The organism is Savagea faecisuis (genome assembly GCF_042675605.1).
Lineage (GTDB): Bacteria > Bacillota > Bacilli > Bacillales_A > Planococcaceae > Savagea > Savagea faecisuis.
The window spans coordinates 423715-448309 of sequence record NZ_JBHTJF010000022.1 but is presented as its reverse complement, the minus strand read 5'-3'; the positions used below and the strand labels follow the sequence as shown (position 1 = coordinate 448309).

The window sequence follows — 24595 nt, the reverse complement described above, 5'->3', positions numbered from 1 at the left end:
GTTAAATGATTGATGGACGAACGAGTACAGCAATCCCTTTCGGTGCATGTACCGATACGACAACGTTCGGTTGCTGTACCGTAATCCAACCTAAACCTGAAATGACGATATCCGTCGGTTCTTTAATCGAATATTGATATTTCGTAAATGCTGGCATCGCTTCTAATGTTTCAACAGAAGGTGGGGCCAACATTTTTCCTTTATGATTGTCATACAGTTCATCTGCATTTTCTAATTTTGTACGGTGAAGTGGGATTTGATTCGACACGTAAAATGTAAACGCATTGCGTGGCCCTTGCTCAAAGTCAAAACGCGCAAAGCCGCCGATAAAGATCGTTTGTTGTTCATTCAATTGATACACTTTCGGCTTTAATTCTTTTTTCGGAAGCGTTAAGCTCAACTCTTTCGGATTTAAATAGTGAACGATTTGATGATCATTAATTACTCCTGGAGTGTCGATCATATACTGACCGTCCGCTAATGGGATTTCAACTAAGCCTAATGTCGTACCAGGGAAATGAGAAGTCGTAATCACTTCACCTTCTCCTGTCGCCGTTTCGATAATTTTATTAATGAATGTCGACTTTCCGACATTCGTCGTTCCGACAACATAAACGTCTTTCTGTTTGCGATGTTGTTCAATGAGCTCCATCGCTTCTTCCACGCCTTCTCCTGTATGCGCTGAAATGAGTGCGACGTCCACTGGTTTTAAACCGAGACGTTTCGCTTCTGCACGCATCCAATGGATTAAACGATTGCGGTTGACGACTTTCGGTAACACATCTACTTTGTTCGCAATGAGCAAAATCGGTTGTTTGCCGACGAAGCGATGCAACCCATCAATCCAGCTACCGTTAAAGTCGAAAATGTCGACCATTTTTACGATCAATGCATCTTTTTCACCAATTGAATGTAAAATCTTCAAAAAGTCATCTGCTGTCAATGAAACAGGTGCAATTTCATTGTAGTTGCGTAAGCGGAAGCAACGTTGACAAATGACTTCTTCTCTTTCAAGCGATGAAGGAGGTGCATATCCTTCTTTTTGTTTATCTTCTGTTTGAATCTCGACTCCACAGCCGATACACATTAATTGTTCCATACGAGACCTTCTTTCACTTGCAATCCTTGACGGACTAATTTCTTCATAATTTTGCTTTCTACGAAACGATTAAATTTTGTCGCTTTCGCATCTGATGTAACGATTGGTAAAACGAGAATTGACTGTAATCGTGCACGATTCGCACCTAAAATATCAGTCATTAACTGATCACCGACACAAACGATTTCTGAATCTTGCACTTGAAGCATTCGACGGGCTTTTTTATAAGCGCCTTGCAGTGGCTTATTGGCGCGCGCAATGTAGCGTACTCCGAGAGGCTCAGCAAAAATATTCACTCGTTCCTCATTGTTATTACTCATTAAAATGACTTGAATGCCTGCACTCTCAATCGAGCGAATCCACGCGATTACTTCATCGGTCGCATGGGCGCGGTCCCATTCAATTAACGTATTATCTAAATCTGTAATGACCGCTCGAATGCCGCGCTCATGTAAACGTTCTGGCGTAATGTCACGAAATGATTTCGTGTAAGCGGTCGGGGTAAAACGTCGAAGCAATACAATCCCTCTCTTTCAACAAAAAGAAAAGGGAGTTTCCTACTTGATGAGGAAGACCCTCTTTGTTGGAAACACCCTCTTCAAAATTAATTTTCGCGTACTTCAAATGCAATAATTGCTGTTAATAAAGTTGATAGTAAAAAGACACCTAACATTAATCCAAACATGATGATGACCTCCCTGTCTTCCAATACGTAATCTTATTTTACCACGAAATTAATTTAATTTCGACAAAACACGTAAAACGATTTCAGTTGAATGTTTTGCAGCAACAGGTAAAAATTCATCAAAGCTAATATTCGATTCTACTCCTGCAATGTCAGACAGTGCACGGATGACGACGAACGGTGTTCCAAACTGGTAGCAAATTTGCGCAACCGCTGCTGCTTCCATCTCTGCTGCGATCATTTTTGGGAAACGAGCACGTGTTTTTTCAACGAGTGCTGGATCTGCCATAAACGTGTCTGCTGAAGCGATCAAGCCGATTGCTGACGGGTGCTCTCCAATTTCTGCTACCGCTTCTTGCGCCACTTCCATTAAACGAGCATCTGATTTAAATGTTTCAGGCATTTGCGGAATTTGACCATAGACGTATCCGAACACCGTTGCGTCCGCATCGTGATGCGTCACTTCGTCTGAAATGACAACAGTTCCGACCGTAAGTCCTTCTCCAAATCCACCTGCTGATCCTGTGTTAATGACGACGTCTGGTGCATACGTGTTGAGCAACAATGTCGTCGCTAATGCCGCATTCACTTTTCCTATGCCGCTTTTGACGAGGACGACTTCTGTGCCTTCTAGTGTTCCTTCGATCATTTCACAATTCGCGATCGTTTGAACTTTCGGGTTTTCAATTTGTGCGCGAAGAAGTTGTACTTCCTCTTCCATCGCACCGATAATACCTACTTTCATCGTTCTCCTCCTAATATTCAAAATCTAATGTGCGCAATACTTCCAACTTAGTCGGCTTCCATCCTTTGCCGTCTTCCCATTGCAAATAAACGCGATATTTATGTTTTTCATCAAATGTCGACACGATACCAATCGAGCGTTGTTCGTCGCCACCATTTTTAATTTTCCAAAAGATTAAATCATCTACATCAAATAAAGTAGCATACGCAATCGCTTCTCTTTTTTCATGCCAATCAATCGACTTACCGTCATATTTCGATTCATGATATCCCGTCTGTTTCGTACCGATCGGTTCCCAAGATGTATCCACAATCGTTTCGATTACGATAGAATCTTCATCTTGTTCTGGCTTGCTGACGATTCCGGGTGAAGTCGTTTGCTCTTCAATCGGCTGATTCGTTGGCTTTGCCGTCGATTCATTTTGTTCAACTTGTTCAACCTCGTCTGTTTTATTCGATTCATCTTTTTTAGTTTTCACTTCTGTCGCATCCGATTGTTGTTGCTTTTCGGATGAAGTTGTTTGTTCAACGGGAAGATTAATATTAATTAAAATGATCGCCGTCACGACGACGAGTAACACGATACTGACGATTAATCGATTTAATAGACGTTCTGATTTTCGTTTCCGCTGTTTAGAAGTTCGTGAAATCGGTTCCTTCATTGCGATTCACCCTTTCACACATGCGTTTTATTGAACATCAACGATAACGACTTCGATTTCGCCACCTGGTGTTTGAATTTTTACTTCGTCACCTTTTTTATGACCGATCAACGCTTTCGCGATTGGTGAGTCGTTCGAAATGAGTCCTTCTAAAGGATCCGCTTCTGCAGAACCTACAATCGTGTAAGTCTCTTCTTCTTCGTCCGGTAATTCTTTAAATGTTACAGTTTTACCGAGACCGACTTCATCTGTGTTTAATTCGTCTTCTGTAATGATGACAGCGTTGCGGATCATCGACTCAAGTGAAGAAATCTTTCCTTCTACGAATGCTTGATCTTCTTTCGCTGAATCGTACTCTGAGTTCTCTGAAAGGTCACCGTAGCTACGCGCTACTTTAATGCGCTCTACGACTTCTTTACGCTTAACCGTTTTTAAAAACTCTAACTCTTCTTCTAATTTTTGCTTTCCTGCTTCTGTCATTGGATATTGCTTTTCTGACGCCATAATACAATTCCTCCTAAATATATTCAGAAAAACACTATGCCGCTCCGACAGAAAAATGCGGAGGCGACATAGTGTTTCGTCCTATTCATTTTTTTAATTATTGCCATCATAGTACAACTATGCTTCAAATTCAACAATTGTTTTTATTTTCGTGACGATGAGATCGATTGCGACATCGTTTTCTCCACCTTCTGGGATGATAATGTCCGCATAACGCTTCGTCGGTTCGATAAATTGATTGTGCATCGGACGGACGACCGATAAATATTGATCGATGACGGACTGTAGTGTGCGTCCACGCTCTTCCGTATCGCGCACAATGCGTCTCAAAATGCGTAAATCAGCATCGGTATCAACGAACAATTTCATATCCATCAATTCTCTCAAACGCTCATCTTCTAGCACTAAAATGCCTTCTACGATAATGACATCCATCGGTGAAACGTGAATGACTTCCGTCGAACGTGTATGACGTTCATAATCGTATACCGGCTTTTCAATCGGTTGACGCGCGACTAATTTCTCAATATGTTCGATTAATAAATCATTGTCAAAGGCAAGTGGATGGTCGTAATTCGTTTGAAGACGTTCTTCAAACGATAGATGTGATTGATCTTTATAATAGTAATCTTGCTCGATGACAACGACTGAATGCTCATGAAAAACATCCATTACTTTACGTGTGACACTCGTCTTTCCAGAACCTGATCCACCTGCGATTCCGATGACGAGAGGTTTCATTCGTTTCATGCTTCATCTTCCTTTACTTTACGTGCTATGAGCAAACCATCTCCTATATTCAAATAAGAGACTTCATATCTCGGATGGTTGTACATCGTTTCAATAAATTGTTGTAAATTGCGAATCATCGTGCGATTGCGACGTGGAATGTCGCTTAACGGATGCAACACTTGACCGTCCATCGCGATGTTATCACAGTATATGATGCCACCTACTTGTACATGAGGCTCATACTTCTTAAAAAATCGTTCATATTGGCCTTTCGCTGCGTCGATAAATAAAGCATCGAACGTTTTGTGAAGTTTTGTCGTGTCCCACTCTAATGCATCCGCATGATGAATGGCGATGCGTTCATTTAACTCAGCATCGTGAATATTTTGCACCGCTTCTTCATAACGTACATCATCGCGTTCAATCGTTGTAATGTGCGCATTTGGCAAAGCGAGAGCCATCCGTATAGCGGAGTAGCCGATCGCACTGCCGAGTTCGAGAATTCGCTTCGGTTGTTGCACTGTTAAAAGCGTCAACAACATATGTAAAGAGCGTTCATCCATAATCGGGATGAAATGCTCTTTTGCATACTCTTTCATCTGAAGAAGAACTGGAGAATCGAGTTCTGGAAATAAATAATGTTGCGTCGTTTTCTTTTCCATCCTTAATTACTCCTTCTTTCCAGTAATATATTTATCTCGGTTAATTAAATGTTGTTCATACGAATCGGTAAAGTGGTTATTCCCATCTTTATCTGCTAAGAAGTACAAATAGTTCGTATCTGCCGGGTCAGTTACCGCTTCAATTGAAGATTGTCCAGGGGCCGCGATAGGACCAGGTGGTAAACCTTTATTTCGATACGTATTGTAAGGGTTGTCTATCTCTAAATCCTTATACAAAACGCGATCTTTATGCTCACCTAACGCATATAATACTGTCGGATCCGTTTGTAAAGGCATGTCTGCTTCTAAACGATTGTAAAACACACTGGCAATCGATTCACGGTCTGCCGTTGCTGTCGCTTCACGCTCTAACAGAGAAGCAAATGTAAGCAACCAATGAACAGTTTTGTCCTTGGACTCTAAATAGTCTAAATAAGGAGTGACATTCATTGCCGTCCCTTCCATCATCGTTAAAACGATATCTTCTACTGAAGGATTTTCTTCATAGAAAGGATACGTCGCTGGGAATAAATATCCTTCTAACGGTGTGCGAATTTGTTCATTCTTCACTTCTTCCGTCACAATATTCGGATACAATTCCATGAGATGATTGATCGTTTCAGGTTTATTCACGTATGACACGAACTCTTCTTTTGTGATCGCTGTATTTTTTTCAACAACTTCTCCGATTTGTTCAATCGTCAACCCTTCTGGTATCGTCATTGTGAAAACAGGTTTACGATACACTTTTCCTGTTTTCAAACTTTCAATCAGTTCATCAGGCGTCATCGATTTCGTCAATTGATAAGTCCCTGCTTGGAACTGTGATTCATTATTAAACTTCGCGTAATACTTAAAAATCCGAGCATCTTTAATGACGCCCGCTTCCTCTAGCTTTTTAGAAATGAGCGTTAAACCAGAGCCAATTGGAATCTCGACAGTAATTTCACTGTCGTCTTTTGCATCGTACGCTTTTAAACCACCTTTTACATAAAAATAAAGGATGGCGCTAATGAGAAGACCGATACTTAAAAAAGCAATCGCTGTAAAAGTTACGACTTTACGAACAGTACGTGCCTCTTTTTTACGCAATTCAAAACTAATATGCTCAGTCGGTTTTTGTTGTTCTGTCATTGTTTCACCTCATTGTAAACGTGGAAAGACGGAATGTCTGTGCATTCCGCCTTCCGTCGTTTGATCGCTTATCGAATCCTTATTCTTCGTCTTCCTCATCGAGAAAAGCACCGACGATTTCTTCGATCATATCCCACTCTTCATCATCTTCAATCGGCATTAAATCTCCGCCTTCTCCTTCAGAAGGGATAAATGCTGAAGCGTGAATTTCAACTTCTTCATCTTCTTGTGGTTCACCTGTTAATACGTGGTAAACGACATAAGAACGGTCGAATTTTTCAGGTTGTGGTGAATCGAAAGTTAAAATGATTTCACAAACGTGTTCATTTCCTTTCTCATCAATGATCGTCATCGTTTTATGTTCTCCGTGTTCCATTGCTTTCACCTCATTAGTTTTTTGAATCGAGATAGCCTTGTAAAATCATCACTGCTGCCATCTTATCGATTACTTTTTTACGCTTCGCACGACTGACATCCGCTTCAATGAGCATGCGTTCTGCCGCCATCGTAGATAAACGCTCATCCCAAAGGACGACCGGAAATCCGAATTGTTCCCGCAACAGATCAGCATATCGTTCGCTCGCCTCGCCGCGCGGTCCTACTGTATTGTTCATGTTTTTCGGGTAGCCGACGACAAAGCTAGATACTTCATGTTCTTTCACAAGTTCCGCTAATCGTTCAAGACCGTATTCTTCTTTTGCTTCATCAATTTGAATCGTTTCGACTCCCTGTGCCGTCCAACCGAAAGCATCGCTTACTGCGACGCCTACCGTCTTGGATCCGACATCTAACCCCATCGTTCTCAATCCATTTTGCCTCCATGCTCTTTAATGTAAAACTTCACAAGTTCTTCTATGATTTCATCACGTTCGAGCTTGCGCATTAATGTTCGAGCCTCTTCATGACGAGGAATATACGCTGGGTCGCCTGAAAGTAAGTAACCGACAATTTGATTGATCGGGTTGTACCCACGTTCATGTAAAACATTATGAACGTGTAGCATCACCTGTTTTACTTCTTCATCTTTTGACTCTTCTGGAAAATTAAACTTCATCGTCTGATCGAATGAATCCATAGGGAACACCCCACTTTCCAATCTTACTCTTCTATATTCATCCTCATTTAAGTATACCCGATTTAGCGCTGAGGTTAAATAGATTTGACGTATTCTTGAACAGATTGTAATGCTTCATCTAATTTAGAAGCATCTTTCGCACCTGCCATCGCCATGTCTGGACGTCCGCCACCACGACCATCACATTGTGTTGCGACGTGATTTACGATGTCTCCTGCTTTATATGTTTTCGTCAACGGTTTTGAAACACCCGCTGCTAACATAACTTTGTCTCCACTCACTGCACCAAAGACGACGATAATTTCATCGATTTGTTGTTTCACTTCATCGATCATTTGTCGAAGTGCCCCGTTATCTTTCGCATCGACTTTCGCTGCGAGCACTTTCACACCATTCACTTCTACCGCTTGCGCAAGTAAGTCGTCTAATTGCGAATTTCCTAGCTTCGCTTGAAGTGATTCGTTTTCTTTTTTCATCTCTTTTAATTGTTGTAATAAGCTTTCTACTTTTTGAACCGTATTCGTCGAGTTCGCTTTAACGAGCGCTTGTACTTGTTGTAAAAGAGCTTCTTCTGACTTCAAGAGTTCGTATGCTTGCTTTCCAGTTACCGCTTCAATTCGGCGTGTTCCAGCACCGATTCCACTTTCAGATTCTAATTTGAACAATCCGATTTCGCTCGTGCGTGCGACGTGACACCCACCGCAAAGTTCTAATGAATAGTCTCCGACACGTACAACGCGTACGACATCTCCATACTTCTCACCGAACAATGCCATCGCACCCATTTGTTTCGCTTCGTCGAGTGAGTACTCACCGATTTGAACTGCGATATCTTGCCAAATTTGGTCATTCACTTTACGTTCGATTTCTGCGAGCTCTTCTGGAGTAACTTGTCCGAAGTGTGAGAAGTCAAAGCGTAAACGGTCTGGACCGACATATGATCCCGCTTGGTTAACGTGCTCTCCTAATACTTCTTTCAACGCTTTATGAAGTAAGTGCGTCGCCGTATGGTTTTTAATTGTCGCTTTGCGCAAATCACGTGTGACCGTCGCTGTAACAGTTTCTCCTACTGCTAATGTTCCTTCTACTACTTCTACTTGGTGAAGGTTTTGACCGTTCGGTGCTTTTTGAACGTCGCGTACCGCTACTTTTCCAGTTTCCGCTTGAATCGTTCCTGCGTCCGCTATTTGTCCACCGCTTTCCGCATAAAATGGTGTTTCAACGAGGACGAGTTGTGCTTCTCCACTATCGATGCGTTCTACACGCTCACCGTTTTGGATAATTGCCGCAACCGTCGTTTCTACTGTCAATTGATCGTATCCTGTAAATGTGCTCGTTTCCGTTAAACTGTTGAGCACTTCTGATTGAACACTCATAGAATCGACATCTTCACGCGCTGCACGTGCACGGTTACGCTGCGCTTCCATTTCTTCTTCAAATCCAGCACGGTCTACCGCTACATTTGCTTCTTCTGCGTATTCTTCTGTCAATTCATAAGGGAAGCCGTACGTGTCATAAAGACGGAATGCATCTTTTCCTGCGATTGTCGGTGTGTCCATCTTTTTCGCTTCTTCAATGACATTTTCTAAAATCGCTAATCCTTCATGCAACGTTTCATGGAATCGATCTTCTTCGTTTTTAATGACTTTTTGAATGAAGTCGCTTTTTTCGGTTACAGTCGGATAGAACTCTTCCATAATTGCGCCGACTGTCGGTACGAGCTTGTACATGAACGGATCGTTTAAGCCGAGTTGTTTTGCATAACGTACAGCACGACGTAATAAACGACGTAATACGTAGCCTCGTCCTTCGTTTGAAGGTAATGCCCCGTCACCGATTGCGAATGCGACCGTACGAATATGGTCAGCGATTACTTTGAATGCCGTTCCTTTTTCGCTAAATGTGTCATACGTTTCGCCTGACATTTTTTCGACTTCTTGAATGATCGGCATAAATAAATCCGTCTCGAAGTTCGTCGGAACGTCTTGAATGACCGATGCCATACGCTCAAGTCCCATCCCTGTATCGATGTTTTGCTTCGGTAATGGCGTGTATGTGCCGTCTGGGTTATGGTTAAATTCAGAGAATACTAAGTTCCAAATTTCAAGGTAACGTTCGTTTTCTCCACCTGGATACAATTCTGGATCTGAAAAATCAGCGCCATACTTTTCTCCACGGTCGTAGAAAATTTCTGAGTTCGGACCACTTGGACCTTCACCGATATCCCAGAAGTTTCCTTCTAAACGGATGATGCGTGACGGCTCTAAGCCGATTTCTTCCACCCAAATGCGGTATGCTTCATCGTCTTCTGGGTGTACCGTTACATATAAAAGTTCTGGGTCGAATCCGATCCATTGTTTATTCGTTAAGAAATCCCATGCGTATTCGATCGCTTCTTTTTTGAAATAATCGCCGATTGAGAAGTTTCCGAGCATTTCAAAGAACGTATGGTGACGCGCTGTTTTTCCGACGTTTTCAATGTCGTTCGTACGGATTGACTTTTGCGCATTCGTAATGCGTGGGTTGTCCGGAATGACACGACCGTCAAAATATTTTTTCAATGTTGCGACACCACTGTTAATCCACAGTAATGAATCATCATCGATTGGTACGAGTGGTGCAGAAGGTTCGATTGCGTGACCTTTTGATTCAAAGTAATCTAAATACATTTGTCTAATTTGTGCTGCTGTTAAACGTTTCATCGTTTTCATTTCCTCCTTAAAATTAGGCAATAAAAAAAGCCTTCTCCCCTAATCTAATTAGTAAGGGACGAAGACATATTCGCGGTACCACCCTCATTCGTCAATCATTTGACATCTCTGAGAAGCGGTAACGTAGCTAACGGCTTAAAGCAAACTCCAGAGTAGCGTTCAATAGTGAGGGACGGTCATTTTTTCAGCCTGGAAATGACTCTCTAAATCGTATCGCCTATTTACTCGGCTCTTTCATCGTTTAATATTCTTTTGAATATGTAAAGTATAAGAGAAAGCGCGCTTGCTGTCAACTGCTTACAACAAGCGCTACATGAAGTCATAAGGGGATATATTTTCCATTCCAATCATCGGATCGATCGACATGATCGTCTCTTCAGAAAGGACGAGTGGCGTATCGCCAACATCTTCATACACTTCATCGGTCAAGCGTTCTTTCAATGTCGTCTGCCTTTGCATCGTGCCGATTTTATGCATTCCCTCTAACCAAATGTCTTCTTCCCCAACTAAAATTAAAAATTGTTTCGCTCGTGTGATTCCTGTATAAATTAAGTTTTTTTGCAACATGTTGCGGAAACTTCGAACGAGTGGCATAATGACGAGCGGAAATTCGCTCCCTTGCGCTTTATGGATGGAACAACAGTATGCGAGCGTCAATTGGTTTAAATCTTGCTTCTCGTACGTCACTTCAATCGCATCGAATGCGACGACGACAACGTCTTTTTTCTCCGTCGTCTCTTTCGCATAAAAAATCGCAACGACTTCCCCGATATCACCGTTGAACACATTCGACTCCGGCTGGTTGACGAGTTGCAACACTTTATCGCCGACTCGGTAATGGATATCCCCGTATACAATTTCTCGCTTCTTGTCATTAAGAGGATTTAATTTCTCTTGGATGCGTTTGTTGAGAGCGTCGATACCGACATCGCCTCGGTACATCGGAGCGAGCACTTGAATGTCGTGGATGGAAAAGCCTTTTTCCACCGCGTTCACAATTACTTGTTCGACAGCTTCTGCCGCTTGAGCTCCACGCGCTCGAATGAACGACCGGTCGCTACGCTTCATCGTTAAAGAGGAAATCGGTGCACTCGTTTTCATTTGGTGCGCAAGTTCGATAATGCTCGAATCACCACTTTGACGAAACACTTGTTGCAATTCGATGACAGGAATTGTCTTCGAACGAATAAAATCGGTCAACACTTGCCCTGGACCGACAGAAGGGAGTTGGTCTTGGTCCCCGACGAAAACAATTTGAGCATCTTTCGGAATCGCCTTTAACAATTGGTAAGCGAGCCAATTATCGACCATCGACATTTCATCGATAATAATCAGCTCGCCCGCGATGCCATCTGAGTCAAATTCCTCCTCATTATCTTGGCTCGTAAATCCGAGCAAACGGTGAATCGTCATCGCAGGAAGTCCGGTCGATTCACTCATCCGCTTTGCCGCGCGGCCTGTAGGAGCTGCTAAAACTATCGGAAAATCACGGCTTTCATACGCGTAATGTTTCGGGTCTAACGAATATCCGTGCAATTTAGCGAATGTTTCCACGATGCCTCGAATAACGGTCGTCTTCCCTGTTCCTGGTCCTCCCGTTAAAATCATCATCGGTGACGTCAGCGCGCATTGAATCGCTTCTACTTGAGACGGTGCATACGACACGTCAAATTCCTCTTCTACTTCTCCAATCGCTTGGAAAATCTCACTCTTTGGAAATTCTTCGAGCGCTGGGCGTTCCAAATGTCTATGAATGACGGTCGCAATGCCTACTTCACTCGCATACAAACTCGGTAAATATAACTTGTCGCGTTCAATGATTAATTTTCCAGACTTTCCGAGTTCAACGACCGCTTCTGCCAATGCATCGTATTCGATCGGAATAGAGCTAATCGGTTGAAGTAGTTGCATCGCTTCTGTAAGTGCTTGTTCCGTCGTTACATACACATGCCCTTCCCCGAGGGAAGCACGTTCGACAATGACAACAATCGCCGCTTGATAGCGAGCGGGACTCGTTTCTTCAATGCCGATACGTCGCCCGAGCTCATCGGCACGTTGAAATCCAATTCCTTGTACATCGAGCACAAGTTGATACGGGTTTTCTCGAATTTTTTCCAACGTTTCTTCTCGGTACGTATTGTATATTTTCATCGCAAGTTGAGGTCCGAATCCCCATTCGTTCAATTGAATGATCGTCTTTTCCAAACCGAGATGCTCCGTCAACACCGTTTGTAACGTTTCTTTCCGCTCTTTGCTCAAGCCAGAAATACCGTCTAAACAAGAAGGGTCTTGCACGATTTTTTGAATGGCATCTTCTCCGAGCGCATCGACGACATTTTCTGCTGTCTTTTTCCCGATTCCCGGAAATAAATCGCTCGATAAATAATGAATGACACCTGTTTTCGTCGACGGCATTTCTTTCGCAAATTGCGTCACATTGAATTGACGTCCGTACGTCGGGTGATTGACGAATGTTCCTGTAAACCGGTAATCATCTTCAGGAGAAAGTTTCGGAAAATGACCTTTCATAACAATTTCTTTCTCTTTATAATCGGTATTCGTTTCACGTTGTTTCACTTTTACGATTGAAAATAAATTCGTCTCGTTATGGAAAATCGTTACGACGATTCGTCCGATAAAATAAAGGGGTTCATTTTCCATTTGTCTTCCTCCTTACTGTTGTTGTTCGCCTACTTCAATCATGTCGTAAATGTAACGCGCTTGCGTATGGTCTGGTTCGATCGTATACGCACGCTTTAAATGATGTTTTGCCGCTTCTTTATCATCCGTCGACACCGCATAAACCATCCCTAAATTGTAATGCGCATCCGCATGATCTTCATTTAATTTCAATACGTGATGAAACACTTTTTGTGCTTCTTCAAAAAGCTCAAGCTTCGACAAAATGATTCCGTATGTCACTTGAATTTGTTCGTCTTTCATATTGAGCTCTGCTGCTCTTTGTACGTATGGAAGTGCTAACTTATCGTTGCCAAGCTGTTCAAAACACTTTCCTAGCATGTAATACGCATCTGCACCTGTCATTTCATACTGAATCGCTTTTTCATACAATTTTGCCGCTTCTTCAAAGCGTTCTACATTGTAATATAAATTCGCTAAGCTATAATACGCTGTCGCTGCTTTTTCATCGAGCGTAATCGCTTGTTGAAAAAATTGCTCTGCTTTTTCAATGTCATTTACTGCCGCAAAAACGTTCCCGATATTAATGTATGCAACCGCATCTTCCGGGCTCGTTTCGATCGCTTTCATAAATGCTTCAATCGCTTCTTCATGGCGCTCTTCTTGTAAAGCGCGAATTCCTTGTTCGTTATAGTTCATGTTTATATCACCCTACGTAAGTCAATTTTTGTCCATCTTTGTACACTTCGTCGATCGTTCCGCCGCCGAGACATTCCATCTCATCGTAAAAGACGACCGCTTGTCCTGGCGTAATTGCGCGCACAGGCTCTGCAAATGTCACGAGCGCTTCACCGTTTGGAAGTCGTTGCACCGTCACTTTCGTATCGGGTTGACGGTAGCGGAATTTCGCTGTACATTCGAATGTTTCAGGTAGTTCTTTCGGCGTCATCCAGTTGACGAGATTCGCTTTTAACGCATCAGAGTAAAGGGCATCGTGGTGGAATCCTTGTCCGACGAGCAGTACATTGCGCTCTAAATCTTTACCTAAGACGAACCAAGGCTCACCTGCTCCGCCGATTCCGAGGCCGTGACGTTGACCGATCGTGTAATACATCAATCCGTCATGTCGTCCCATCACTTCGCCGTCCATCGTTTCCATATTACCTGGTTGAGCAGGTAAAAACTCACTTAAAAATTGCTTGAAATCGCGCTCACCGATGAAACAAATTCCTGTCGAATCTTTTTTCTTCGCTGTCGCAAGTCCTTCACGTTCCGCAATTTCGCGCACTTCACTTTTTTGCAAATGACCGAGTGGGAACAATGTTTTCTCTAATTGCGCTTGCGTTAATTGATTTAAGAAGTACGTTTGATCTTTGTTCGTATCGACTCCACGAAGCATGCGCACTCCTTCTTCTGTCCGTTCGACTTGCGCATAATGTCCCATCGCGACGAAATCCGCATCCAAACTCATCGCGTAGTCTAAAAATGCTTTAAATTTAATTTCTTTATTACACATGACGTCCGGGTTTGGGGTACGTCCTTTTTTATATTCTTCTAAAAAGTATTCAAAAACATTATCCCAATATTCTTTTTCAAAGTTGACCGTATAATACGGAATTCCGACTTGCTCGGCTACTTTTACAACGTCTTCATAATCTTCTGCCGCGGAACAAAAGCCGCTATCGTCTGAATCGTCCCAGTTTTTCATAAAGACGCCGATCACTTCATATCCTTGCTCTAATAAAAGATGAGCTGCGACCGATGAATCGACACCGCCGCTCATTCCTAATACTACTCGTTGTTTTTTTGTCATTGTATTCACTCTTTCCCTCGTTGAAATGTTTCGACGACACGTCCGATAATTCGCGCGGCTTCTGTCGCTTCTTCCAACGTCGTTTCTTCCCCAAAACTAATGCGGACACTGCTATTTGCTCGCTCACTTTCTCCAAACATTGCAACGAGTACGTGCGAAGCTTCTACCGCTCCTGCCGTACATGCCGAACCACTTGAAATCGCAACACCTTCTAAATCGAGACGTGCGAGTAAATGGTCAACTGTAATATGTGGAAAATATATATTGACAATATGAGCTAATCTCTGTTCTGGACTATTCATCTCATATTGAATCGAACATTGTGCTAATTCATTTAAAAATCGCTCCGTTACTTCATTCATCTTGTCATAATTGAAACGATTTGAACTTCGGACAGCCTCAGCGAAAGCAGCGATCGCTGGAATATTTTCCGTACCGCCACGCAATTTTCGTTCCTGATTTCCCCCTACTTGATGAGCCGTCAAAGAAAGTTCATTTCTCACATATAAAAAACCGATTCCTTTAGGTCCTCCGATTTTATGAGCGGATGCTGTTAATGCGTCGATGTGCATCTCATCAACATTCATATGGACCGAGCCATATGCTTGTACAGCATCGGTATGAAATGGAATCTCTCGTTCCTTCAACAACTGTCCAATTTCGCTAATCGGTTGAATGGAACCGACTTCGTTATTTCCAAACATAATCGAAACGAAAATCGTATCTTCACGCAATGCATTTTTGACATCTTCTATTTGAACTAAACCTGATGAATCGACGGGTAAATATGTAATATCAAACCCTTCTTCTTCGAGTTGTTTCATCGGTTGTAAAATGGCCTGATGTTCAATTTCCGTCGTGATGATATGACAACCTTTCGAACGGAGTGCTTTCGCTAATCCAAACACTGCTAAGTTATCCGCTTCCGTTCCACCTGATGTGAAAATAATTTCATTCGGACGTGCCCCTATTTTACGAGCGATTTCTTTTCTCGCTTCATTTAGTACACGTTTCGCTTCACGTCCATAACTATGCAAACTGGACGCATTCCCAATTACCGTTTCTGCTGTATGCATATACACTTCCATCACTTCTCGTTTCATCGGGGTCGTCGCAGCATAGTCTAAATAAATCATCGAAACTCCTTCTCTCCTTTAATTAGATGTAAAACATATATCCTTCATCCACTTGTGGCTCTTCTTCTAACAATAAGTCTGCAATCGTTGTCGTATCGAGAACACGACGGATCGCTTCACTCATTTCATGCCATAATTTCTTCTGCTCGACTTTGCCGTCTTCAATTCCTTCGACGACTTGAATCGGTCCTTCTAATAATCGGATGACATCTCCTGCTGTGATCGTTTCTGGATCACGCGCTAATTTATATCCCCCGTACGCACCTCGCACACTTTTAACGAGTCCACTGTTACGTAGTGGCGGCACGAGTTGTTCTAAATACGCTTCCGATAAATCGTACGTCGCTGCAATTTGACGCAGCGGGATGGGACCTTTTCCATAATGGCGTCCGAGTTCGACAACGACCGTCAAACCGTAACGCCCTCTCGTTGAAATTTTCATAAGTTATCTGTCCTTTTCTCAAATTGCTTCAAATAGTATAGCATAATTGATATGCTTGTTGTTTCTTCATGGCTCGATTTTTCATGTATACTTAACAATACAAGGAGGAATGCATATGAGTTACGGACAGCCTCTCGCATACCGGATGCGTCCGAGATCATTAGATGACCTCGTCGGACAACAACATATGATCGGAGAAGATCAAGCATTGTATCAACTTATTCAAAAAGGACATGTGCCTTCGATGCTGCTCTACGGTCCTCCAGGTGTCGGGAAAACATCGTTCGCTAATGCGATTGCTCAATCGACAAAACTGCCTTTTTACAGCTTAAATGCGACGACTTCTGGAAAAAAAGATATCGAACAGATGATTGCGAACGCTAGAATGGAAGGTTCGATTATTTTGTTTTTAGATGAAATTCATCGCTTTAATAAATTGCAACAAGATACATTGCTTCCCCACGTTGAAAATGGCTCGATCATTTTGATCGGGGCGACGACAGAAAATCCCTTTCATGACGTCAATCCAGCTATTCGTTCTCGCATGGGTGAAATTAAACAATTAAAACGGCTCACGGCAGATGATTTATTCATCTTGCTCGACCGCGCTTTACACGATGAGGAACGCGGGTTAGGAAAGCAAAAAATTCACATTACTGAAGAACAGTTGCAACGGATTGCACAAAGTGTGAATGGTGATGCAAGAAAAGCCTTAACGCTGTTAGAATCTGCTGTGCGTGCAAGCGATGAAAATGAAGAAGGAACGATTACTGTAGAAGAACCACTTCTTAATTCGCTCATCGGACGCATCGGTGTATTCGGCGATAAAAAAGGGAGCCATTTTTACAATTTGCTCTCCGCTTTACAAAAATCTGTACGCGGAAGCGACGTTGACGCCGCCCTTTATTACTTAGCACACTTGCTAGAAAACGGTGACCTGATTGCCGTCAATCGCCGTTTACTCGTCATGGCATACGAAGATATCGGGCTCGCAAATCCTGACGTCGGACCCCACGTGCTCGCCGCAACAGAGGCAGCGATTCGTCTCGGCCTTCCAGAAGGACGGATTCCACTCGCTCAAGCTGTCGTTGAAATGTGTCTCGCTGAAAAATCAAATTCAGCGTATCAAGCACTCGACCGAGCGATTGCAGCGATTCACGACGGAAAAACAGGCGATATTCCAGATCACTTAAAAGATACACATTATGCTGGAGCAGCTGAGCTCGGACACGGTGGCTATCAATATCCTCACGATACTAAAATCGGAACGTTCGGAGGGTGGGTCGATCAACAATATTTACCAGATGAGTTAGCAGGAAGTCAATTTTATAAACCGATCGATGCTGGTCAAGAAGTGCGCATGAATAAAATTTATCAACATTTACAACAACTAAAAAGCAAAAAATAACAGGAAGTTTTTAAAGAAGTGATCACGATTTATAAAACTTTTCCGTTACTTCGGACTTATATTAAAAAGCTTGTATGGGCATAATGTTCATACAAGCTTTTTGTCGTATAATTCTGAATTATTCTTTTTTGAACATTTTGTGAACTTCTTGTTTTCAACAGCTTCTTTTTAGGGTATAACTAGTAAATAACCGTTTTCATAAAAGAGAGGAAGTAAACAGATGACATTTTTAATTGGTTAACCGGTCCAGCGAATAACTTCATTTGGACGTATGTTTTAATTGGCGCTTTACTCATTCTCGGACTTTATTTTACAATTCGTACGAAATTCGTTCAAGTGCGCCTATTCGGTGAGATGTTCCGACTAATCGTCGAAAAGAAAGACCATCATAGTGACGGAGTCTCTCCTTTCCAAGCCTTTACGATTAGTGCCGCATCTCGTGTCGGTACAGGAAACGTTGCAGGTGTCGCACTTGCGATTGGAATTGGTGGACCAGGAGCTGTCTTCTGGATGTGGCTCATCGCTTTAATCGGGATGGCGACTGCTTTTATTGAAAGTACGCTCGCACAAGTATATAAAGTGAAAGATGGCAATGCGTTTCGCGGGGGACCTGCTTATTATATGGAAAAAGCACTCGGGTGGCGTAAACTCGGCATTATTTTCGCTATTTTACTCACACTTGCATTCGGTTTTATTTTCAATGCTGTGCAAGCGAATACAATTAGCCAATCATTCCATAGTGTATTCAACATTCCAACATGGACAGTAGGAATTGGTCTCGTTCTCCTCACAGCCATTATCATTTTTGGTGGCGTTCATCGCATCGTACAAGTGACACAGTTTATCGTACCGATTATGGCGACATTTTATATCGGTATCGCTCTGTTCATCGTTGTGATCAACATTACAGAAGTACCGAATATGTTTAAATTAATCGTGACACATGCATTCGGAATTGAACAAATAGCTGGTGGTGGAATTGGTGCTGCTTTAATGCAAGGGGTTCGTCGTGGTTTATTCTCGAACGAAGCTGGTATGGGTAGTGTGCCAAATGCCGCTGCGACAGCGAGTGTGTCTCACCCTGCAAAACAAGGACTCGTTCAAAGTTTAGGTGTGTTTTTCGATACGATTGTCGTCTGTAGTGCGACAGCCTTCATCATTTTACTCTCTGGTTTATACGTAGACGCAGGAGATGACGGCATTTTATTAACACAAGCTGCAATGGAAATGCAAGTCGGCACATAGGCTCCTTATTTCGTTGCGATTGCGATCATGTTCTTCGCTTTCAGCTCAGTCATCGGAAACTACTATTACGGTGAAACGAATATCGAATTCATTAACGCTCATAAAAGCTGGATGACATTATATCGTATCGCTGTACTCGGTATGGTGATGTTCGGAGCACTTGCGAAAGTGGCGCTCGTTTGGGATTTAGCGGATCTCTTTATGGGATTAATGGCCATCATTAACTTGTTCGTTATCACAATTTTAGGTAAAATTGCTTTCCGTGTATTGGACGACTTTACCGAGCAACGAATACAAGGGAAAAACCCTGTCTTCCACGCAAGCTCGATCCCTGGACTAAAAGGTGCAGAATGTTGGGAAGATGAAAAATAAAAGTGAAATGAAAAAGAAGCCCCTTCGAGGAGCTTCTTTTTTTATAAAATGTATTGGTCGATTTTTAAAACGAGTTCTGCAATTTCAGGTTTACTTACTTGATCGTCCGCTCCAACACTTTCTCCTTTATGTTTCAAATCATCTGTAATGAGTGAAGAGAAAATGATGACTGGTAAAGGAGAGAGGCCTTTATTTTCACGAATACGTTTCGTGAAGTGATGACCGTCCATTTGTGGCATCTCAATATCTGTAATGACAAGCTGTACAACTTCTGTAATATCTGCTGTTTGATTAAGCATCGATTCTAAATATTGAAGGGCATCTTTTCCGTTTTCGAAAAACTCTAAGTTGTAGTATCCCGCTTCATTTAACGTATCATGTAATAATTTACGAAGCAATGGTGAGTCTTCAGCGATGACGATACGTTTTGACGAACGGCTACGTTGTCCTAATTTCTTCACGGCATCGACATGAATTCCTGTCGATGGGTTAATGTCTAAAATGATTTTCTCGAAGTCGAGAAGGAGCAACATTTCGTTATTGCGTTTAATGACCCCGATTACTTGAGAGTTCGCTTCTGAATAAATATCAGATGGCTTCTCAATTTGATCCCATGAAATACGGTGAATTTGTGTCACATCATGTACGTGGAAAACGACATGTTGCTTATTGAAAGCTGCCACGATGTATTTTCCTTGGTCGCTATCAAATGTTTGTTGAAGTCCCATAACTTTTTCCATATTGATAACTGGAAGCACTTCGCCACGCAATTGAATAATCCCTTCGATTGATGGGTGTGCGTGTGGAATCGGCGTCACTTTCATCGGCAAAATAATTTCTTTTACTTTAATGACGTTAATTCCGTAACGGTTTAATCCCATTTCAAATTCAATAATCTCTAACTCGTTCGTACCACTCTCTAATAAAATTCCATGATCGATTGACATAGCTTTCCATCCTCTCAATTATAACGATAATTCATATATGACTGTATCGCTCAAACTGTACGTTTCATTATGTAATAATACCTATTGTAACAACGTTTCCTTTGAGTGACAAGTTTTCTATTGTCCATTCACCCGTTTGATTTCAATATGTTTGACAATTTCACGAACGACCCAACTCGCACAAATGAGTCCCGCAACAGATGGAACGAAAGCATTAGATGATGGTGGCAATTGAGCCTTTCGGATGTCTGACTGTTCATTTCCAACCGTTTTTACAACATCTGCACGTTGTATAATTGGACTTTCATCGCTGAAAACGACCGTCAATCCCTTATGGATACCTCGTTTTCTTAATCGTGTGCGAACGATTTTTGCTAATGGATCGGTATGTGTTTTAGAAATATCCGCAATTTCAAAACGAGTCGGATCTAATTTATTCGCAGCTCCCATGCTTGAAATAATTGGAATGCCTCGTTCAATGCATTGCTCAGCGATATGAATTTTATATTGCAACGTATCAGAAGCGTCAATGACATAATCGGGTTCATGCGCTAAAATATGTTCGTAATTTTCTTCCGTATAAAATTCGTGGATGGCGATCACTTCACATTCAGGATTCACATCTTTCACTCGCTCTTCCATCACGTCTACTTTACTCCGTCCAACCGTCGATAATGTTGCGACTAGTTGACGATTGACATTCGTAATGTCGACATCGTCTTTATCCACTAAAATAAGTTTGCCTACTCCACTTCTCGCACATGCTTCCGCTGCAAATGAGCCGACGCCTCCAATTCCTAAAATGAGAACCGATGCCCCTTTTAAAGCTTCTAATCCTTCTCTTCCAAATGCGAGTTCATTGCGTGAAAATTGATGTATCATCGTGCCACTCCTTCTTTCTAACTAAATAACTTTTCTTACGTTTACAATACCAGATTCAAAGAACACATTCATCTATTGACTAAACAAAAAGAGCCTATTCCAAATGAAATAGGCTCTTGAATAATTCATATAGGAACAAATCCCAAATGTGCCGTTAGAAACTGTATCGTTTTGAACCTGCATTCAACAGGTGGGTGCTCGCACAATTGACTTTTGACGTCCATAAATGGCATGTCATCCGCAATTGGATTTAAAGCTCCCTTACGATATAATTGTAGGTCAAAACTGTATCGTTCTTCACGTACACCTCAGGATTTGTCATTGCTATAACAATATCACATTCCTAAATTTTGTGCAATTATTGTGGTTTTGCTTTTAATTGCAAGTTCAACTCACGTAATTGCGCTTCGCTCACCATGCTTGGCGCATCTGTTAAGAGACAGCTTGCGCTTGCCGTTTTCGGGAAAGCGATTGTGTCGCGTAAGTTTGTCGAACCTGACAAAATCATAACGATCCGGTCAAGACCGAATGCGATTCCACCGTGCGGAGGTGTCCCATATTCAAATGCGTCGAGTAGGAAACCGAACTGTTCTTGTGCTGCTTCTTTTGAAAATCCGAGAGCTTCAAACATTTTTTCTTGTAAATCACGCTCGTAAATACGTAAGCTTCCGCCACCGAGTTCGTAACCGTTCAACACTAAATCATACGCTTCGGCACGTGCGTTGTCCGGGTCATTTACAAGAACATCGACATCTTGTGGACGTGTGAATGGGTGGTGAGCTGCAACATAACGTCCCGCTTCTTCATCAAATTCAAACAACGGCCAGTCGACAACCCATAAGAAGTTAAATGCTGACTCATCGATTAAATTACGCTCTTTTCCGAGTTTCACACGAAGTGCGCCAAGTGCATCCGCGACAACTTTCGGTGTATCAGCGACGAATAATAATAAGTCGCCTGCTTCTACATCTGCAGCTGCTGTCATTTTCGCTTGATCTTCTTCATCGAAGAACTTCGCGATCGGGCCTGTGAATCCTTCTTCTGTTACTTTAATCCATGCGAGCCCTTTCGCTCCGTAACGTGCGACGTAATCTGTTAAACAGTCAATGTCTTTACGCGTGTAGTCTTCTGCTCCACCTTTAACGTTAATACATTTTACGTGGTTGCCTTTTTCAGCCATGCTCGTAAATACTTTAAATGAGCTGTCTGCAATCGCCTCCGCCATATCGACGAGTTCCATCGCAAAGCGTGTATCTGGTTTATCTGAACCGAAACGTGCCATCGCTTCATCGTATGGCATACGTTGGAATGGTGTTTCGATATCGATTCCTTTTACGTCTTTCATAATGCGTTTCATCATGCGTTCGTTTAATTCTAAAATATCGTCGAGTGACATGAAACTCATTTCCATATCAATTTGTGTAAATTCTGGTTGACGATCGGCACGCAAGTCTTCATCACGGAAACAACGTGCGATTTGGTAATAACGGTCAAATCCTGACACCATTAACAATTGTTTAAACAATTGTGGTGATTGTGGCAATGCATAAAATTCGCCATCGTGCACACGTGATGGAACGAGGTAGTCACGCGCTCCTTCTGGCGTTGATTTCGTTAAAATAGGCGTTTCTACTTCGAAAAACTCTTCGTCTGCTAAAAAGTTACGAACTGAACGCGTAATTTCTGAACGCATGCGGAAATTGTTCATTAACGGTTGACGACGAAGGTCTAAATAACGGTATTTTAAACGAAGCTCTTCACTCACATCTGTTTCGTCTTCAATCATGAATGGTGGGTTTTTCGCTTTGTTAATAATTTCGACTTCCGTCACTTGTACTTCGATGTCACCTGTTTTAATTTTATCGTTCTTTTGTGCATCGGCACGTTCGATCACTGTTCCTGTCATTTCAACGACGTATTCGTTACGTAAAGAGTCCGCAATTTCAAGCGCTTCTTTTGAAAAGTCTGGGTTGAATACCGTTTGAACAATTCCTGTACGGTCACGTAAATCGATGAAAATAATTTCACCTAAGTCGCGGCGACGTTGTACCCAACCTTGTAATGTTACCTGTTCTCCAATTTGTTCTTTCGTTAATTGCCCACAATAATGTGTACGTTTCATCATGATCTCTCCTATTTCATCAATTGTTGTACTGTCGTTACGACGTCAGAAACAGCAACTTCACGTTGTTCCCCTGTCTCCATATTTTTTAATTGGACGATTTGTTGCTCTACTTCCGTCTCACCGATGACGATGACGAAGCGAGCTTGTTGACGGTCCGCTGTTTTCATTTGACCTTTCATTTTACGCTGTAAAAAGTCCGTATCTGTATGAATGTTTGCTGCTCGTAATTGTTGCGTTAAGACGAAGCCGAATTTCTCCGCTTCTTCACCTAATGTTGCGACATATACGTCGAGCAATTCATCATTTTCAAACGTTACATTTTCTGCTTCCATCGCGAGTAAAAGTCGTTCGATACTCATCGCAAAGCCGATACCTGGCGCGTTCGGTCCACCAATTTCTTCCGTCATGCCATCGTAACGACCGCCACCGCAAAGTGTCGTAATCGCACCGAAGCCTTCTGACGTGCTCATAATTTCAAATGCCGTATGATTGTAATAATCGAGTCCGCGCACTAAGTTTGGATCGACTTCAAACGAAATATTTAATGCCTTTAAATAATTTTGTACCGCTTCAAAATACGCAGCATTATCATCGCTCAAGTAATCCGTTAATTTCGGTGCCGTCGCCATTAAAGGATGTTCATGATCTTTTTTACAATCTAAAATACGGAGCGGGTTTTGGTGGAGACGTGTTTGACAATCCGAGCAAAACTCTTCAATATGTGGCTCGAAATGCGCAACGAGTGCTTCGCGATGTTTCGCACGCGACGCTCGGTCTCCTAATGAGTTAATGACGAGCTTTAAATCTTTCAATCCTGCACGACGATATACGTCGAGTGCTAAGGCGATCACTTCCGCATCGATCATCGGATTGTCGCTGCCGATCGCTTCAACGCCGAACTGAACGAATTGACGATAGCGTCCCGCTTGTTGACGCTCATAACGGAACATCGGACCGACGTAATACAATTTCACCGGTTGATCTGGAATGCCGTGCATTTTATTTTCGACGAATGAACGGACGACAGGTGCTGTTCCTTCTGGACGCAGTGTCATCGAACGCTTTCCACGGTCTTCAAATGTGTACATTTCTTTTTGCACGATATCTGTCGCATCGCCGACCGTACGTTGGAACAATTCTGTCTGTTCAAAAATCGGTGTGCGAATTTCGCTGTAACGATACGCACGACATACATCTGAAATGATTTGTTCCACTTTGTGCCATTTCCATGAATCTTGCGGCAAAATGTCTTGTGTACCTCTTGGAACTTTAAAATTCATAACGATTCTCCTTTTTGTCATAATAAAAAGCCCCCATCTCTCCTATATCATTATAGAAGGGACGAGAGCAATAGCTTCCGCGGTTCCACCCAAATTGATGCATTGTGATGCATCCACTCAACTAGATAACGGCTAGTACCGACTTCGCCTACTTTAGTTCAGCGAAATGCTTCATCGTTGTCTTTCAAAAAGAGGAATGGATGGAACTTACAGCCACGGTTCACATTCTCTAAAACCATTCGAGTCTCTCTTTTACTTATCGAATCATTAGCTTTATTATAATCATAGTTAATCTTA

At 42.3% G+C, this 24595-nt stretch carries 22 protein-coding genes, 1 other RNA gene, 1 pseudogene and 2 other annotated features; of the genes and pseudogenes, 2 read left to right on the top strand and 22 right to left on the bottom strand.

Features of this window, described 5'->3' with window-relative positions:
- Nucleotide 1: 1 nt before the first annotated feature.
- From yqeH to cymR, 17 genes are all read right to left on the bottom strand, one after another.
- Nucleotides 2-1099 (bottom strand): ribosome biogenesis GTPase YqeH, encoded by a 1098-nt coding sequence (gene yqeH / locus ACFQ0V_RS07015; RefSeq protein WP_381011495.1) that lies wholly within the window; start codon nt 1097-1099, stop codon nt 2-4.
- Nucleotides 1087-1617 (bottom strand): YqeG family HAD IIIA-type phosphatase, encoded by a 531-nt coding sequence (locus ACFQ0V_RS07010; RefSeq protein WP_381011492.1) that lies wholly within the window; start codon nt 1615-1617, stop codon nt 1087-1089. The genes yqeH and ACFQ0V_RS07010 overlap by 13 nt, the downstream gene beginning before the upstream one ends.
- A gap of 216 nt (nt 1618-1833) precedes the next feature.
- Nucleotides 1834-2529, bottom strand: a complete 696-nt coding sequence (gene mtnN / locus ACFQ0V_RS07005) for a 5'-methylthioadenosine/S-adenosylhomocysteine nucleosidase (protein WP_381011489.1) — start codon at nt 2527-2529, stop codon at nt 1834-1836.
- 10 nt (nt 2530-2539) lie between these two features.
- Entirely contained in the window at nt 2540-3190 is a 651-nt protein-coding gene (locus tag ACFQ0V_RS07000; protein WP_381011486.1) for a YrrS family protein, read from the bottom strand.
- Between the two features lie 27 nt (nt 3191-3217).
- Entirely contained in the window at nt 3218-3694 is a 477-nt protein-coding gene (gene greA, locus ACFQ0V_RS06995; protein ID WP_381011484.1) for a transcription elongation factor GreA, read from the bottom strand.
- Nucleotides 3695-3811: 117 nt separating this feature from the next.
- On the bottom strand, nt 3812-4444 hold the full coding sequence (gene udk / locus ACFQ0V_RS06990; protein WP_381011481.1) for a uridine kinase: 633 nt from the start codon (nt 4442-4444) through the stop codon (nt 3812-3814).
- Complete coding sequence (locus ACFQ0V_RS06985) at nt 4441-5088, bottom strand: O-methyltransferase (protein ID WP_381011478.1); 648 nt, start codon at nt 5086-5088, stop codon at nt 4441-4443. The genes udk and ACFQ0V_RS06985 overlap by 4 nt, the downstream gene beginning before the upstream one ends.
- 6 nt (nt 5089-5094) lie before the next feature.
- Nucleotides 5095-6222: an endolytic transglycosylase MltG gene (mltG, locus tag ACFQ0V_RS06980; RefSeq protein ID WP_381011475.1), complete on the bottom strand. Its 1128-nt coding sequence runs from the start codon at nt 6220-6222 to the stop codon at nt 5095-5097.
- 79 nt (nt 6223-6301) lie between these two features.
- Entirely contained in the window at nt 6302-6598 is a 297-nt protein-coding gene (locus ACFQ0V_RS06975) for a DUF1292 domain-containing protein (protein WP_381011473.1), read from the bottom strand.
- Between the two features lie 13 nt (nt 6599-6611).
- Nucleotides 6612-7028, bottom strand: a complete 417-nt coding sequence (gene ruvX / locus ACFQ0V_RS06970) for a Holliday junction resolvase RuvX (protein ID WP_381011470.1) — start codon at nt 7026-7028, stop codon at nt 6612-6614.
- Nucleotides 7025-7297, bottom strand: coding sequence for an IreB family regulatory phosphoprotein (locus tag ACFQ0V_RS06965; RefSeq protein WP_381011467.1), 273 nt, complete (start codon nt 7295-7297; stop codon nt 7025-7027). Before ACFQ0V_RS06965 ends, ruvX begins: the two co-directional genes overlap by 4 nt.
- Before the next feature lie 74 nt (nt 7298-7371).
- Nucleotides 7372-9999 (bottom strand): alanine--tRNA ligase, encoded by a 2628-nt coding sequence (gene alaS, locus ACFQ0V_RS06960; RefSeq protein ID WP_381011466.1) that lies wholly within the window; start codon nt 9997-9999, stop codon nt 7372-7374.
- 60 nt (nt 10000-10059) lie between these two features.
- Nucleotides 10060-10255 (bottom strand) — a binding site (T-box leader).
- Nucleotides 10256-10317: 62 nt separating this feature from the next.
- Entirely contained in the window at nt 10318-12669 is a 2352-nt protein-coding gene (gene recD2 / locus ACFQ0V_RS06955) for an SF1B family DNA helicase RecD2 (protein WP_381011463.1), read from the bottom strand.
- Nucleotides 12670-12681: 12 nt separating this feature from the next.
- Nucleotides 12682-13347 (bottom strand): tetratricopeptide repeat protein, encoded by a 666-nt coding sequence (locus tag ACFQ0V_RS06950; RefSeq protein WP_381011461.1) that lies wholly within the window; start codon nt 13345-13347, stop codon nt 12682-12684.
- Between the two features lie 7 nt (nt 13348-13354).
- Nucleotides 13355-14461 (bottom strand): tRNA 2-thiouridine(34) synthase MnmA, encoded by a 1107-nt coding sequence (gene mnmA / locus ACFQ0V_RS06945; RefSeq protein WP_381011458.1) that lies wholly within the window; start codon nt 14459-14461, stop codon nt 13355-13357.
- A gap of 5 nt (nt 14462-14466) precedes the next feature.
- Nucleotides 14467-15597, bottom strand: a complete 1131-nt coding sequence (locus ACFQ0V_RS06940) for a cysteine desulfurase family protein (protein ID WP_381011455.1) — start codon at nt 15595-15597, stop codon at nt 14467-14469.
- A 22-nt stretch (nt 15598-15619) separates the two neighbouring features.
- Entirely contained in the window at nt 15620-16039 is a 420-nt protein-coding gene (gene cymR, locus ACFQ0V_RS06935; protein WP_381011452.1) for a cysteine metabolism transcriptional regulator CymR, read from the bottom strand.
- Between the two features lie 115 nt (nt 16040-16154).
- On the opposite strand from cymR, the gene ACFQ0V_RS06930 reads away from it, so the two are divergent.
- Complete coding sequence (locus ACFQ0V_RS06930; protein WP_381011449.1) at nt 16155-17447, top strand: replication-associated recombination protein A; 1293 nt, start codon at nt 16155-16157, stop codon at nt 17445-17447.
- 225 nt (nt 17448-17672) lie between these two features.
- Nucleotides 17673-19064: pseudogene (locus tag ACFQ0V_RS06925) on the top strand (alanine/glycine:cation symporter family protein).
- 41 nt (nt 19065-19105) lie between these two features.
- On the opposite strand, the gene ACFQ0V_RS06920 reads toward ACFQ0V_RS06925, so the two are convergent.
- From ACFQ0V_RS06920 to hisS, 5 genes are all read right to left on the bottom strand, one after another.
- Entirely contained in the window at nt 19106-20011 is a 906-nt protein-coding gene (locus ACFQ0V_RS06920; protein ID WP_381011446.1) for a chemotaxis protein, read from the bottom strand.
- 117 nt (nt 20012-20128) lie between these two features.
- Nucleotides 20129-20893, bottom strand: coding sequence for a tRNA threonylcarbamoyladenosine dehydratase (locus ACFQ0V_RS06915; RefSeq protein ID WP_381011443.1), 765 nt, complete (start codon nt 20891-20893; stop codon nt 20129-20131).
- A 135-nt stretch (nt 20894-21028) separates the two neighbouring features.
- Nucleotides 21029-21211, bottom strand: a non-coding RNA gene (gene ssrS, locus ACFQ0V_RS06910) — 6S RNA.
- Between the two features lie 40 nt (nt 21212-21251).
- Nucleotides 21252-23018 (bottom strand): aspartate--tRNA ligase, encoded by a 1767-nt coding sequence (gene aspS / locus ACFQ0V_RS06905; protein WP_381011440.1) that lies wholly within the window; start codon nt 23016-23018, stop codon nt 21252-21254.
- Between the two features lie 8 nt (nt 23019-23026).
- A complete protein-coding gene (gene hisS, locus ACFQ0V_RS06900) occupies nt 23027-24298 on the bottom strand; it encodes a histidine--tRNA ligase (RefSeq protein ID WP_381011437.1) in 1272 nt (423 codons plus the stop codon).
- A 54-nt stretch (nt 24299-24352) separates the two neighbouring features.
- Nucleotides 24353-24575 (bottom strand) — a binding site (T-box leader).
- Nucleotides 24576-24595 lie beyond the last annotated feature (20 nt).

Bases quoted from the DNA above. Each gene is read 5' to 3' on its own strand.
- udk (WP_381011481.1), bottom strand. From the start codon at position 4,444: ATGAAACGAATGAAACCTCTCGTCATCGGAATCGCAGGTGGATCAGGT.
- mtnN (WP_381011489.1), bottom strand. From the start codon at position 2,529: ATGAAAGTAGGTATTATCGGTGCGATGGAAGAGGAAGTACAACTTCTT.
- recD2 (WP_381011463.1), bottom strand. From the start codon at position 12,669: ATGGAAAATGAACCCCTTTATTTTATCGGACGAATCGTCGTAACGATT.
- hisS (WP_381011437.1), bottom strand. From the start codon at position 24,298: ATGAATTTTAAAGTTCCAAGAGGTACACAAGACATTTTGCCGCAAGAT.
- ACFQ0V_RS06915 (WP_381011443.1), bottom strand. From the start codon at position 20,893: ATGATACATCAATTTTCACGCAATGAACTCGCATTTGGAAGAGAAGGA.
- alaS (WP_381011466.1), bottom strand. From the start codon at position 9,999: ATGAAACGTTTAACAGCAGCACAAATTAGACAAATGTATTTAGATTAC.
- greA (WP_381011484.1), bottom strand. From the start codon at position 3,694: ATGGCGTCAGAAAAGCAATATCCAATGACAGAAGCAGGAAAGCAAAAA.
- mnmA (WP_381011458.1), bottom strand. From the start codon at position 14,461: ATGACAAAAAAACAACGAGTAGTATTAGGAATGAGCGGCGGTGTCGAT.
- ACFQ0V_RS06950 (WP_381011461.1), bottom strand. From the start codon at position 13,347: ATGAACTATAACGAACAAGGAATTCGCGCTTTACAAGAAGAGCGCCAT.
- yqeH (WP_381011495.1), bottom strand. From the start codon at position 1,099: ATGGAACAATTAATGTGTATCGGCTGTGGAGTCGAGATTCAAACAGAA.
- ACFQ0V_RS06975 (WP_381011473.1), bottom strand. From the start codon at position 6,598: ATGGAACACGGAGAACATAAAACGATGACGATCATTGATGAGAAAGGA.
- ACFQ0V_RS06965 (WP_381011467.1), bottom strand. From the start codon at position 7,297: ATGGATTCATTCGATCAGACGATGAAGTTTAATTTTCCAGAAGAGTCA.
- cymR (WP_381011452.1), bottom strand. From the start codon at position 16,039: ATGAAAATTTCAACGAGAGGGCGTTACGGTTTGACGGTCGTTGTCGAA.
- ACFQ0V_RS06985 (WP_381011478.1), bottom strand. From the start codon at position 5,088: ATGGAAAAGAAAACGACGCAACATTATTTATTTCCAGAACTCGATTCT.
- ACFQ0V_RS06940 (WP_381011455.1), bottom strand. From the start codon at position 15,597: ATGATTTATTTAGACTATGCTGCGACGACCCCGATGAAACGAGAAGTG.
- ACFQ0V_RS06920 (WP_381011446.1), bottom strand. From the start codon at position 20,011: ATGTCAATCGATCATGGAATTTTATTAGAGAGTGGTACGAACGAGTTA.
- aspS (WP_381011440.1), bottom strand. From the start codon at position 23,018: ATGATGAAACGTACACATTATTGTGGGCAATTAACGAAAGAACAAATT.
- ACFQ0V_RS07000 (WP_381011486.1), bottom strand. From the start codon at position 3,190: ATGAAGGAACCGATTTCACGAACTTCTAAACAGCGGAAACGAAAATCA.
- ACFQ0V_RS06930 (WP_381011449.1), top strand. From the start codon at position 16,155: ATGAGTTACGGACAGCCTCTCGCATACCGGATGCGTCCGAGATCATTA.
- mltG (WP_381011475.1), bottom strand. From the start codon at position 6,222: ATGACAGAACAACAAAAACCGACTGAGCATATTAGTTTTGAATTGCGT.